General features: G+C 53.8%; 6 protein-coding genes. 1 reads left to right on the top strand and 5 read right to left on the bottom strand.

Annotated features, from left to right (window positions below; genetic code table 11):
* Window positions 1-15: 15 nt before the first annotated feature.
* Together ACJJIZ_RS01285 and ACJJIZ_RS01290 are read right to left on the bottom strand one after the other, a co-directional pair.
* Window positions 16-588: a PilN domain-containing protein gene (locus ACJJIZ_RS01285; protein ID WP_444914975.1), complete on the bottom strand. Its 573-nt coding sequence runs from the start codon at window positions 586-588 to the stop codon at window positions 16-18.
* A gap of 1 nt (window position 589) precedes the next feature.
* On the bottom strand, window positions 590-1,666 hold the full coding sequence (locus ACJJIZ_RS01290) for a pilus assembly protein PilM (protein ID WP_444914976.1): 1,077 nt from the start codon (window positions 1,664-1,666) through the stop codon (window positions 590-592).
* Between the two features lie 148 nt (window positions 1,667-1,814).
* Between ACJJIZ_RS01290 and ACJJIZ_RS01295 the strand changes: the two genes are divergently transcribed.
* Window positions 1,815-4,475, top strand: a complete 2,661-nt coding sequence (locus ACJJIZ_RS01295) for a penicillin-binding protein 1A (protein ID WP_444914977.1) — start codon at window positions 1,815-1,817, stop codon at window positions 4,473-4,475.
* Between the two features lie 63 nt (window positions 4,476-4,538).
* On the opposite strand, the gene ACJJIZ_RS01300 is transcribed toward ACJJIZ_RS01295, so the two are convergent.
* From ACJJIZ_RS01300 to ACJJIZ_RS01310, 3 genes are all read right to left on the bottom strand, one after another.
* Window positions 4,539-5,018, bottom strand: coding sequence for a chemotaxis protein CheW (locus ACJJIZ_RS01300; protein ID WP_413664076.1), 480 nt, complete (start codon window positions 5,016-5,018; stop codon window positions 4,539-4,541).
* A 35-nt stretch (window positions 5,019-5,053) separates the two neighbouring features.
* Window positions 5,054-11,296 carry a hybrid sensor histidine kinase/response regulator gene (locus tag ACJJIZ_RS01305; protein ID WP_444916176.1) on the bottom strand — a complete coding sequence of 2,081 codons (6,243 nt, stop codon included), beginning with the start codon at window positions 11,294-11,296 and terminating at the stop codon, window positions 5,054-5,056.
* Window positions 11,297-11,459: 163 nt separating this feature from the next.
* Window positions 11,460-13,601 (bottom strand): methyl-accepting chemotaxis protein, encoded by a 2,142-nt coding sequence (locus ACJJIZ_RS01310; RefSeq protein ID WP_444914978.1) that lies wholly within the window; start codon window positions 13,599-13,601, stop codon window positions 11,460-11,462.
* Between the last annotated feature and the right edge of the window lie 94 nt (window positions 13,602-13,695).

A 13,695-nucleotide genomic window follows, 5' to 3' on the forward strand; every position in this document is an offset into this window, starting at 1 on the left:
TACTGAAGTCCTTTACTATTTTGCGCTATCTTGTTCATCTTCTTTCTTGCGCCCACTGACCTTCACCGTTAGCTGGAACTCACTCGCCTGATCGCCGTATTGCGGGGTTGCGGTTACACCTGTTAATTGAGGAGCCTCATACCAATCTGACTGGTCTAAATTTCGCATAAAAGAAGAAACGCGATTATTGGATTCAGCCACACCAAGTAAGTCCAATCGATCACCTTCTCTCTTTAGCTCACTAAGCCATAGCCCCTCGGGGGTTGCCCGCACTATCTCATCAAAATAACGCACTGCGAGAGGTCGATTACCTTGCAACTCCTGAATTACCCGCATTCGATCAATCAGTTCCTGGCGGCGCTTCTTCAAGTCTTTTATTTCTCTTACCTGAATATTAAGAGCATTAATACGAGTTTGTAGGATCTGATTCCTTTCGTTTTGTCGAACAACCTGTTGATCAACCGCTTTCATCCACAGAAATACCGCCATTGCAGCCGCGATAAAAACCACCAATGCCAATTGCTGGAATTCTTTTTGCTTTTGAGCACGGTACTCCTGACGCCAGGGAAGAAGGTTAATTTTTGCCATGTCAGTAGTCCTTCTCCCTCATAGCCAAACCTGTGGCAATCATCAGGGATGGAGCTTCACTTGCCAAAGCTTGCTGGTTGACTCTTGACGAAACACTCATCCGCAAAAATGGATTAGCAATTAAAGTGGGCCTGCCCAACTTTTCGCTAATCAAATCACCAACTCCCTCCATGGCGGCAACACCACCACCGAGCAGGATAAAATCTACATCGCTATAGGATGTGGAAGAGTAAAAGAATTGCAGTGAGCGGGTTACCTGTTGCACGACTGCATCTCGGAAGGGCTCCAACACTTCAGCAAAATAATCGTCCGGCAGACCACTCCCACCCTGACGCTTCGCTAAAGTAGCCTCCTCCGCCGAGAGACCGTAGCGACGCTGGATCTCATCGGTGAGCTGCCGTCCACCAAAAAGCTGCTCTCGGGTATACACGGTCTTACCATCCACAAGGACAGATAAAGCACTCATTGTCGCCCCAATATCAATAACGGCTACAACTAGTTGCTCCTGTGGGGGAAGCTGGTCCTCCAATAGAGAGTAAGTTCTCTCTATTGCGTACGCTTCTACATCAACAACACCAGGCTCAAGGTCCGCCTCTCCCAAGGCGGAGATTCGCTGTTCAATGTTCTCTGTACGACAGGCTGCAAGTAGGACCTCCACTTGCCCCTCGCCCTTCTCAGAAGGCCCCTGTACTTCAAAATCCAGGCTAACTTCCTCTAGCGGATACGGAATATACTGGCCAGCCTCAAATGCTATTTGAGCCTCAAGAGCTTCATCATTGAGATCTGCCGGCATTTCAAGGGTCTTGGTGATCACCGCTGATCCAGACACGGCAACGGCAGCTTCCCGCAGACGGGTTTTGGAGCGTCGTACAACTTTGCGGATAGCCTCAGCCGTCGCCCCCACATCGTTGATATTCTTATCAACTACGGCATTGGGTGGGAGAGGTTCCACGGCGTAACTTTCGACACGATATTTGTCGCCGTTGCGACTTAGCTCCAGCAACTTGACCGCAGTAGAGCTAATATCGAGTCCCAACATGGCCTTGGGGCCTTTGCTCAGAAAAGGGAAAATTCCCATTTTTTCTTATCTTTTCCGTGGGTTATGAGGGTTTGATGTTATAGCACTTTAAATTAACGCTTCAACCTGCATTTGCATAGGTAATAGCGCACAATATTCGTATAATTATTCACCTAATCACTTTGATGAAGTACACAGAAGCAGTTTCATGACCGTAAAAGCCCGCAATCGTCTGCTCGCACTGCTTTGGCTCGGCCTTGCCGGTGTGGCCGCTACAGCAATGGCCCTAGCCAGTATCTACCTCTACCTCAAACCGGGGTTGCCCTCAGTGGAGAGCCTCCGCGATATCCGCTTACAGACCCCTCTGAGGGTCTACTCACGGGACATGAAACTGATCGGTGAGTTCGGTGAAAAGCGGCGCAACCCTATCACGATCGAGCAAACGCCAGAACCCTTTATCAAAGCGATTCTCGCCGCTGAGGATGCCAGCTTTTACTCCCACAATGGTGTCTCCATAAAAGGTTTAATGCGGGCCGCCTCGCAGCTGATTAAGACCGGTTCTATCCAGTCTGGTGGTAGTACACTGACAATGCAGGTGGCGCGCAACTTCTTTCTCAGCCGAGAACAGCGTTTTGTGCGCAAGTTCAATGAAATTTTGCTATCACTGCAAATTGAGCAAGAGCTGACCAAGGACGAGATCCTCGCCCTATACATCAATAAGATCTTCCTCGGAAACCGCGCCTACGGTTTCCAGGCTGCAGCTCAGGTCTATTACGGCAAAGATATCAAGGATCTGAATCTGGCCCAGTGGGCTATGATGGCGGGACTCCCCAAAGCGCCATCAACCTTCAACCCTCTCGCCAACCCCTCCCGAGCCCTGGTACGCCGCAACTGGATCCTGATGCGGATGCTCGACCTTGGCTATATCAACCAGGATCAATATAATCAGTCTATTACTGCGCCGGTAACAGCCAGCTATCACAGCCGCGATCTCGACCTGGATGCACCCTATATCGCCGAGATGGCACGGAAGGAGGCAGTAGACCTCTTTGGCGACAACGCTTATACCGACGGCTACCAGGTCATAACAACGGTAGACAGTCGCCTGCAGGAGTCGGCTCGCAATGCGCTTCAGCACGGTCTGGAAACCTATGATGCGCGCCACGGCTATCGCGGCCCAGAACAGCGTCTTGCACCGGAATTGCTGCAAGATAGCGACCAACTTATCGATTTACTCAACGAGATTCCAATTCTCGGAGGTCTGGAACCCGGCGTTGTCACTGCGGTAGAACCCAAGAAACTTCAGGTTCAACTGAGAGATCGGCGCGTAATTGAATTGCCTTGGAGCAATGGACTCAGTTCTATCAGGCCCTATATTTCTGAGAGCGCCCGGGGCGCACGCCTTCAGTCCGCTGAAAAAATGTTCGCTCCCGGAGATGTTATTCGATTACGCAAGGTCGTTAAGGAAAAGAAAGAGAGCAACTCCAGTAGCGAGATGATCGCCACCGCTGTAGATGAGCCCCTTCAGGCCGATCCGTTTGCGGGTCCCGAGAGCGGTGATACCAAGCCTGCTGAACCCCAGGTGACTGAAGAGTGGGTTCTAGCCCAGGTCCCGGAAGCACAGGGCGCCCTGGTATCTATTGAGCCCGAAGATGGGGCTATCCGCGCCCTTGTCGGTGGTTACGACTTCCGCCAAAGCCACTTCAATCGGGCTACTCAGGCAGCCCGGCAACCCGGCTCCAGTTTCAAGCCCTTTATTTACGCCTCGGCGATCGAGCGCGGATATACAGCGGCAAGCATTATCAATGATGCCCCGATTATCTTTGAGGAAACCAACCTGCAAGATGTATGGCGGCCTGAAAATGACGGGGGGACCTTCCTCGGCCCAACTCGCCTGCGTATGGCTTTGTACAAGTCCCGCAATATGGTCTCAATCCGGTTGCTACAATCCCTCGGGCTGGACTACGCCCTTGGCTTTGTCGAAGGCTTTGGGTTTGAGCGCAGCAAGCTCGCCCGCAACCTGACCATCGCTCTGGGTAGCTCCGCTCTCACGCCCCTAGAGATGGTGCGAGGCTATGCCGCCTTCGCCAATGGTGGCTACCGAGTGGAGCCCTACCTCGTTGACCGGGTATTGGATGTTAATGACGAAGTCCTGTACCAGGCACTGCCTCTCACGGTATGCGATAACTGTCCCGAGCCGGGCACCGGCTCTGAAACCCTGTCCGCTGAACCCGTCGATCTCGCGGAATTACAGCTGGAAGGGCAAGGGGTCGATCAGGGTGAAGAGCCTGCGGAGCTACACGTACTGCCCGTTGGCCCCCTCGACCCAAGCAAGAGCCAAGCGCGTCCTCGCGCTCCGCGAGCCATGTCTGCAGAGACGGCATACATAATGGATTCAATGCTTAAAGATGTTATCAAAAAGGGTACCGGGCGCCGCGCTCTGGCGATGAAGCGCGGTGATATTGCCGGAAAGACCGGTACCACCAATGGTCCACGGGATGCGTGGTTCTCAGGTTATAGCCCCTACCTGGCTACCAGTGCCTGGGTTGGCTTCGATTCCTATGGCGAATTGGGTAAAAATGAATACGGTGGCTCAGCCGCCCTGCCTATCTGGATCGATTTTATGAGCAGTGCCCTCGAAGATCTTCCCGAGCGCCACCTGGCTCAACCAGATGGCATAGTCACGGTACGCATCAACCCCCAAAATGGCTTGCGCACCTCTTACGGGGGTATGTTTGAGATATTCAGGACCAACCGGGTGCCCGGCCGCGAAGTGTATAACCCATATCGCAATCGCTACACCGATGAAGATATGGATATGCCCAGCCAGGATGGCCGGGAGGATTCTTTACCGGAAGAGCTGTTCTAAGCGAACAGCTCAATCAAAAAAGGGGCCTCTGGCCCCTTTTTTGATAATACATTGCAAAACAAGTCAGTCACTGCGATAGCGCAGGCAGGCCCGCTCTAATCCCTGCAGGTCGGGAATAACCGCCTCCTCACCAGAAAGCGCCACATGCATTAACTCTCCAGGGTTTAGTGGCTGCTCTCGCAGCGCCAACTCCTCAGGGGTAACCCGCACCAGGCGCGGAGTGCCGCGCAAGAGCAATGCAAAATACGGCAGCTCGCCATCGGGATTTCCCGTACTCAGCACCGCAATACGCCCCTCTTCTGCAACTGCTCCCAAGGCACCGCCACGCATCACTTCAAAAGATACCACTGGCAGGCGCTGTTCCCGCCAGATCAGATCTCCCAAATACCATTCGGGCACATCTTGAACTGCCATCGGCGTTTGCATTGCAACAACCTCTGAGAGACTGTCCACCGGCACCAGCAGCTGCCCCTGTTCAAGGGGCAATAACAGGCTGCTCACTTCCTGAGGGACATCTACCGGCAGCGCTTCAACTTCACTCATTGCCTATCTCTATATTATTCCTGATATTTGCCGTTTCAGCTTCCTACAGCTTCGGCATCCGCGTACTCACGAATAGCCGCCAAAAGTACATCTTCCTGGTAAGGCTTACCCAGGTAGTGGTTAACTCCCAGGGACATAGCGTGATCGCGGTGCTTATTACCGGTACGCGAGGTGATCATTACGATAGGAATATCCCGCAGGCGGCTGCTGGAGCGAATATGGCGCGCAACTTCGAAGCCGTCCATACGCGGCATCTCAATATCCAGCAAGATCAGATCCGGGATCTTATCCTGCAGCTGGATAACAGCATCCTGACCATCCTTTGCAGTGCTAACCAGATAGCCCTCTCGCTCCAGGAAGCGTGTCGTTACCTTGCGCACTGTAACCGAGTCGTCCACAACCATAACGGTCTGCTGGCGCGCCTCCTGCTCGGACTGCACTTCAGGCTCTTCCTGAATTTGAAGCTGTGGTACTTCCGGCCTTGCCAACTGGGTGGCCTGGCGACGCAGCAGGGCGTGAGCGTCGAGAATCACCACGACGCTACCATCACCAGTTACCGTTGCACCTGATACCCCTTGAACCCCGGAGAACTGCGGGCCGAGGCTTTTCACTACAATCTCGCGGCTGCCCTTAATGGCATCCACCTGTAATGCCATAGCGTGCCCTTCAGAGCGCACCAACAAAACGGGCAGTTGCATATCATCGACACTGAGCTTGGGTTGAGCACCAGACTTCAGCAGAGTACCGAAATAGCTAACCTGATAGAGTTCTCCGGCGTATTCGAAACGCGCGTCATCCGAGCGATAGTAGTGCTCCAGCTCAAATGGGCTGAGGCGCACAATACCTTCGATAGTATTCAGCGGCAGTGCAAACAGGTCATCGCCAATTCGCACCATCAAAGCGCGGTTAACCGAAACTGTGAACGGCAGACGAACGACAAATTCTGTTCCTGCGCCTGCCTCTGAGTTGATATGGACGCTGCCACCGATCTGCTTAAGCTCGGCGGATACAACGTCCATTCCCACACCCCGGCCAGAGATCTGGGTAACTTTTTCTGCAGTGGTAAAACCAGCCTGCAGAATGAACTGAAGAATCTCATTATTCGAGAGCTCAGCATCCGGCCTCATTAGGCCATTTTCCACCGCCTTTTCACGCACCCGGATCAAATTGACACCGGCACCATCATCGCGGATGGTGAGGACAACTTCACTGCCCTCCCTTTTCAGCGCCACATCGATACGCCCACGCTCAGACTTGCCGGCAGCCAAACGCTCCTCTGGCATTTCAATGCCGTGGTCCACAGCGTTGCGCAGCATATGCTCCAGTGGCGCAACCATACGCTCCAACATGGACCGGTCCAGCTCGCCTTCAACGTTGGAGAATCCCAACTCGACCTGCTTGCCCAGCTCAGCACTAACTTGGCGCACGATGCGACGCAGGCGCGGTACCAGACGGGAGAAAGGTACCATGCGGCTGCGCATCAGACCTTCCTGCAATTCGGTATTTACTCGGGACTGCTGGAGCAACAGGGTCTCTGTATCACGCGCCTTGTTATTCAGGGTGGAGCGCAGCTCCATCAAGTCAGATGTGGACTCCAGCAGGGAACGGGACAATTGCTGAATAGACGAGTAACGGTCCATTTCCAGCGGATCGAAGTCGCCGTCCTGTTCTGCCAACTGCTCCTGGCGGAACAGGATCTGAGCCTCGGTCTCGCGGTCCAGGCGGCGCAGCTGTTCGTTGAGACGCACCAGCGTCACATCCATCTCGTCTAGGGCGAGACCGAACTCACTCATCTGCTCTTCAAGACGACCACGGGAAATTGCAGTCTCACCGGCGAGGTTTACCAACTCCTCCAGAAGTTCAGCAGCGACACGCACCATCTCCTGGGGCTGGTTCCGGGTCGGTGCCGCTACCTCTTGCTCTGCATTACCGGCCTTGCGGATAAACGGCAAAACGTTATCGCTTTCCTGACCTACAGCGATCTCGGGCAGCTGCGTAGCAACTACATCAGCATCCGGCTGAGTACTCTCGGCCGCAGTGACTTCATCACCTTGTTCCGCATCCGCTACGAGAACAGTTTCTTGAGCTTGTTCGTCTGAAACTTCAGATTCAATCACTGCTTCTACAGCTGCCGAGTTAGCCGGCTTCTGATCCGCCCAATCGGTGCTGACCAGCTGTACAAAAGCATCAAGCTGTTCACCAGCCATCCAGGCGCGAACTGTCTCTACTCCATCGGCGAGACGATCGTGGATACCATGGGCATTGGCGAAGAAATCTGCGGAGGGCCGATCGTTGTCGCGCATGCCTTCGATCACCGTTTCAAAACGGTGGGCTACTTCACCCAACCCCATTAGGCCAGCCATACGTGCACCACCTTTAAAGGTGTGCAATACACGCTTCAGGGCCTCACCTTGCTCGCGGCCTTCCGGCTGCTCTTCCCAACTCTGGATCAGTTCCTCCAGCTCATCGGTAAGATCTCCCGCCTCCTCCATAAAGACATCGACAACATCCGGGTCAATGTCTGCCAACAACTTCTGTAAATCGACTGATTGAGCGGAATCCTGTGATGACACCTCGCTACCCGGTTGCTCGATAGCCAGGTCGCCAGCAGGTTCAACTTCAGGTGCAGAGAAGGGTTCTTCAAATTGAGAAACGTCCTCAACGGCGGCCTCAACTTCTATGGCCTGCAATTGAGGAATTTCCGAATCCTCAGCCTCGCCATCGAGAGATTCCCCGTCGTGCGACACCTGTAATACAGGTGGCTCAATCCACTCATCAGGGGATGCTTCTGAAACCAGAAGCTCGGTTACTTCCGTGGGCTCCGGCGCCTGCTCTTCAGGCTCGGCAATAGCCAGTGCTTCGCTATCGATTCCCAGTTCATCGAGGTCGTAGTCATCTTCTGCTGATGAACTGGTTTCCTCACCCTGAGCCAGGTAGCGAAGCGCCTCTTCCACAGCTTCGCTGACTTCAGGGAGGTCTTGTGCTGCTGCTACTGCATCGATTAAATCGAGCAACTCGTTGTGTCCCTGCTCAAGAGAGGCCCATAGCGCGGGCTCTTGCTCAAGGTCACCAGCAAGGACTTTGCGATAAACATTCAGCAACAGCTCAGCGAGCTCAGCCAGGATCGGCAACTGCGCTCGGCTGGCCGCCTCCTGCAGAACATTGAGCTCATCAGCGACCAATACAACACGACTTTTATCTGCCGGGTCGGCGCGCCACTCAGTCAGCATTTGGTCTGCATCAAGTAGCACCCGCATGCCATCCGCCATCAAGACTTCGAGAAGCTGGGGATCGACCGCGCGAGGTTCATTCGCCTCGCGCTCGCGAATCAAGTGGCCTACAGAGCGCTCCTGCAATTCAGCAACGCGAGCAAGGAACTGTTCCGATTTCTCTATTGCGAGGGGCTCTGAAGAGCGAATCTGTTCCAGCACTTCACGCACATAGGTGGCGCTATCATTGATCAGATCAAAAATATCTGCATCGATAGGCACCTGATAAATACGCAGCTCTTTAGCGAAGCGCTCCAGTGGCGCCATAATTTCGGCAACCACTTTGACTTCCGCCATATGTGCAGAGCCTTTTAGTGTGTGGAGTGCCCGGTGCATTGGATCGCTCGGAACACCATACAAAGGCGCGGCAGCCTGCATATCCAGCAGATACTCATCTACGACATTGAGGTGCGTCTCTGCCTCCTGGGCAAAAATTTCCCAGAGTTGAGCCAGGTCTTCTCCGGTGTCCTCAACAACGTCAACTGCCGCGACACCGCCTGCACTTTGGGCTTCCAGATCAGCGGGCATCTCTCCCGCACTCAGCTGCTCAGCCCAAGCTTGTAACTGCAGGGTAAGCTGCTGATCGGGGTCGCTCTGTCCGTGTTTAAACGCCTCAATCATTGAGGGGAACTTCTGATACACCTGCTCAATCAGGTATACATGGGCAGGCCCGGGTTTCACACTGCCATCGATAACCCGGTTGAGCATATTCTCCACAGACCAGGCCAGTTCACCAATATCCAGGGCCTCGACCATACGGCCCGACCCCTTCAGGGTATGGAAGCCCCGGCGAAACTCTACCAGGGCATCCTGATTGGCAAAATTGGCAGCCCACTCCGGGAAGTAGCAACTGATATGCGCAAGAACTTCCCCGGCTTCTTCCAGGAAGATCTCGATAATTTCATCGTCAATCAGGCTCTCAGTGTCATCACCGAGTTCCTCCGTCGTATCCACGACCTCTGCAACTGCAGCAACCGGCTCAACCTCAGCAGACTCTACCATCGGTGCAGCTTCAATGAAGTCAGCAATCTCAGCAGGCGCTTCCTCAGCTTCAGGAGCCTCTATCCCAGTTTCAACTTCAAGTGTCGGGGCAGCTTCAACCTGAGGAGCCCCATCAGAGAACCAAGACTCTTCCGGAACAGACTCTCCATCGATTTCCAGCTCGGACTCCACAACAGAATCTGCTTCATCGACAGGCAGCTGCAAAGTTATGGCAGATGACTCTTCCGCATTTATTTCAGCTTGAGAGCCCAGAGATTCGTCAGAAACCGCAGTGGCTTCGTCATCGGGGATTAAATCGTAATCAATAAGATCTGGCAGTTCGGGTTCTGATATCGGGGACGCTTCCAGACTGGCGTCGGCCTCACTCTCGTCGACGATCTTCAGCGAAACGCCCAAAGCCTCTACGCTATCTTCAGCCAGTGCCAAAAGCATTTCTGCATCAGCCAGACCTTCCGCACGACGCTCCAGGTAGTATTCAACACTGGTAATGGCATCTGCCAAAGTATCCAGCATTGTCCATTCGGGCTGTTCTCCAGCCTCAATCAGGGAGCTGCCAATATAGCGGTTGCAAGCGGAGATGATTTCACCCGCTCGCTGGTAACCCACCATTTCGAGGCCACCACAGACTTCCTGTAAACGCTGTGGCACACGACTCAGGTAACTGATATCCCAGTGGCTGGCCACATACTCCATGACCGCTTCTTTTACCGCTTCCAGACCGAGTCTGGCCTCGCGTAATACAGAGTCAGTGGCGTCGCCCATAATGGGCTGCTCATCGTCGACTTTTTTATTGCGATCGACGGTGGCGGCAAGCGCTGAATCAAGCTGAACCAATTCCCCGGCGGCACGCATCAGGTACTCTTCAACGTCAGTGCCACGGGAGGCGTCGCGAAGGTCTTCGTAGACACTGCGAGCGCGAACCCGCTGCGCTTCCAATCCCAAAATACCGAGTGTATCCGCGAGGCGCTTGGCCACAGCGGCCGTATCTGACAGCGAGGGTTGTTCTGTATCGGTTGTACTGGGCTCCAGTGCTTCACGCACCAATTGCAGTTCATCGCGCACTGCAGCAATTGCACTGCCCAGGGCTTCTGGCCCCATCGCCAATACATCTTCAGTATCCGGGCGAGGCGTACCGGGAACCGCCTTATCTAGTGCGAAGCGCTGGTAGAGTTTCTCGCAGTGCGGCCCATTCGGACCGGCGAGGTAGACATAAAAAAGTAGGTTGCGCAGAAAGTCCTGATCCAGGCGCGCGTCCAACACCTTTGCGCCACGCCCCTGCAACAACCTGAATTCAATATCCACCTTGCGCAGTAAATGGCGCAGTGCGGGCTGCACATTAATACGGTGTTCGCCGAGCGCCTCCAAAATACCGAACAGTACTTCCCACAGGGATTGGCGGCAGCTACCACTGTAAAGCAGCTGCATTTTTTCAATAATCTTGGTGAGGTAAGCCAGGCTTTCGCCGCTGTTTACATCCCGGATCAGACCCGCAGCCGCTACGTGATACATCTTGCGCAACTTGGTGACCAGGTCATTTAAGCGGGCGCTATCGGCGACGAGGGGCTGGCGCTTTCCAATCACCGTTGCCAATGAAGACAGTTCTGGCGAGAAAAGCGCTCCTTCACTGATCAATCGCTCGCGGCGCACTGCGCGCAAGTCATTCATCAGGGGAAGTAAGAGAACGGCATTGTCACGACGCTGAAAAGAAACCTTTTCGAGGTAAAGGGGCAACTCCAGCAATGCGCGCATCAAAAATTCGCGCGTCTCGTCGGTATTTTCAACCGCACCAGTGGCGAGGGCCTGGATAAGTTGCTCCATCTCTTCTGCTAACATCGCGGCACCACTTAGCTGTGCCATATGTAAGCTACCGTGCACCTGGTGCACCAGCGACAAGCTGTTTTGCAGAAGAGAGGCACCCGCATCGGGTTCTACAGCGAACGTCTCAAGAAATTGGCGCGCTTGTGCCAAAGTCTCGTTAATTTCACCGATCAGCCAATCCAAGGCCATGAAGTTCGGATTGTCGTGACTCACGCCAAGTCCCCAATAATTTATTCAGTACTCAAGCGCTACAGTTTTCTGCGAGAAAAACTCGCGGATTTATCGGAAGCAATTCCGTGCGCCCCTTTTGCGCCCGGCCAACTTTCATAATGGCCGGGCATTATTGTGTGGGTTAGGCCAGGGCCCGGTCTTCGCGGGACTCCAATGAATGAGTATCTTCACCTTCAATAGTGAAAGTATCTGTATCCATTTCCGGCAACTCCACGTCATACAGCTCGCTGTTGCTTTCAACACTTTCCTCTTGCGGAAGTTTGAAGCCGGCAACGGATTCGCGCAGTGCACTCGCGGTCTGCGCCAGGTTACCAATGGACTGGGCGGTAGCTTGGGTACCCGCAGAAGTCTGCGAGGTAATTTCCTGAATCACGTTCATCGTGTTGGAAATGTGGCCTGCAGACGAAGCCTGCTGACGAGCAGCGTTAGAAATGTTCTGAATCAACGATGCCAGGTTGTTGGATACACTTTCAATTTCTTCCAGTGCAACACCCGCATCCTGGGCCAGACGAGCTCCACGTACCACCTCACTGGTGGTTTGTTCCATGGAGATTACCGCCTCGTTGGTATCGGACTGAATCGCTTTTACCAGGCCTTCGATCTGCTTGGTTGCAGCTGCAGAGCGCTCCGCAAGTCGCTGTACCTCATCCGCAACCACCGCGAAGCCTCGACCGGCATCACCGGCCATGCTCGCCTGGATCGCGGCATTCAATGCAAGAATGTTGGTCTGGTCGGCAATGTCGTTAATCAAACTTACGATATCGCCAATTTCCTGGGAGGATTCACCCAGGCGCTTAATTCGCTTGGAGGTATCCTGAATCTGCTCGCGGATGTTATCCATGCCTTTAATGGTGTTCTGTACCACCTTGGCGCCATTACTTGCGATATGTACCGAGCGCTCGGCTACCTGGGCAGATTCGGAGGCGTTGGCAGATACCTGGTCAATGGTGACCGCCATTTCGTTAACCGCAGCAGAAGCTCCGGCAATTTCCTGTGCCTGGTGTTCAGAGGCCTCGGCGAGGTGCAGTGCAGTCTGCTGGGTTTCCTGGGACAAGCCAGATACTTCCTGTGCAGCACCATTAATCCGCGATACCAGCACACGCAGCTGGTCAATAGTAAAGTTAATGGAGTCGGCAATCGCACCAGTAAAGGCTTCGGTTACCGTTGCAGAGGTGGTCAAGTCACCGTCGGCGAGGTCGGCCAGCTCGTCCAGCAGCTGCATAATCGCGTGCTGGTTACGCTCGTTGGTATCTTCCTCTTTTTTCAGGTTTCGGCGGGTACCGGAGAATGCCATCGCCATCATACCGAAGATCAACAAAACGAAGACCAAAGCCAGTGCAGCAATGGTCAAGTTGTTGGGCTGGCGATCATCTGAAAGGTTTACGATTCGGTCATTCAGCGTACTCAATGCTTCGATCAGCTGGGGAGATGACGCGATAATGCCGTCAGAGGCCTGGCGGGTAGCAAACAGGGCTGGAGTTGCTTCGAAGATATCCCGTACGGAGGTGCTTACGAAGCCGAACAGCTCAGTAATTTCATCCAATGAGTGGCGAGCCTCTTCATCGGTAATACGGGAAATCCCCATCACCACATCGCCGCTCTTCATACCGTCAACCACCTTACCGAAAAGACTGGCGTCGGTATTAAACTGGTCAGCGGCGGCTTCGGCATCATCGCCACCTTGGAGCATTTTATCGATATTTCGACCAATACGCTCCGCACGCCATACCTGCAACTGGGCCTGTTCCACCTGATTTGCCGGGGCGTTGTTAGCCAGCAGAATTTCTACAATATTGTTGTGCTCCGCCTGTAATTCCGGAAGCGAGTCACTCAGCGTTGAAGCGATATCGTTAAGAAATACGATGGTTTCCTGGTTGCCGATAATCGTATCGACCTGCTCGCGCAAGCTGCGCCAAACCTGATCGTAAGCAGACAGCTGAGCACCCAGGGCGCGGCGACTATTGTCATCCATTCGCTGAAGCTGGTTCCAGGCATTAGCCATTTCTTCGGTAACATTTTCCAGCTCGGTAAAGGCCTCACTATCACCTGCGGTTGCCGCCGGCGCATAGGAAACTACCTGATAGGAAAGGGCCCGCAACTCGGCGACTTGCTGCAGGTACTCTTTATCCTGCTCGTCTCGAGTCTGTACCAAATAAATACTGACAATAAGCCCCGCCAGCGTGGCGAGTACCAGTAGACCTAATACCAGCGCGGCAGGGTTACTGCGCAGCGCGGAAAAGGAACTCTGGGAGCCTGGTTTCATAATTTACTCCTAGCGGGCCATTGCATTAGGCCGGTTTAATACCACTTTAGTTTTAACGCTTTAATGACAAGACCCCTCAGTCAGTGCTGTACAT

Source organism: Microbulbifer maximicatervae (SeqCode) (assembly GCF_052467225.1).

What these genes read in the sequence shown, in the direction of transcription:
- ACJJIZ_RS01290 (WP_444914976.1), bottom strand. Translation starts at nt 1,666, where the DNA reads ATGGGAATTTTCCCTTTTCTGAGCAAAGGCCCCAAGGCCATGTTGGGA.
- ACJJIZ_RS01285 (WP_444914975.1), bottom strand. Translation starts at nt 588, where the DNA reads ATGGCAAAAATTAACCTTCTTCCCTGGCGTCAGGAGTACCGTGCTCAA.
- ACJJIZ_RS01295 (WP_444914977.1), top strand. Translation starts at nt 1,815, where the DNA reads ATGACCGTAAAAGCCCGCAATCGTCTGCTCGCACTGCTTTGGCTCGGC.
- ACJJIZ_RS01300 (WP_413664076.1), bottom strand. Translation starts at nt 5,018, where the DNA reads ATGAGTGAAGTTGAAGCGCTGCCGGTAGATGTCCCTCAGGAAGTGAGC.
- ACJJIZ_RS01305 (WP_444916176.1), bottom strand. Translation starts at nt 11,296, where the DNA reads ATGGCCTTGGATTGGCTGATCGGTGAAATTAACGAGACTTTGGCACAA.
- ACJJIZ_RS01310 (WP_444914978.1), bottom strand. Translation starts at nt 13,601, where the DNA reads ATGAAACCAGGCTCCCAGAGTTCCTTTTCCGCGCTGCGCAGTAACCCT.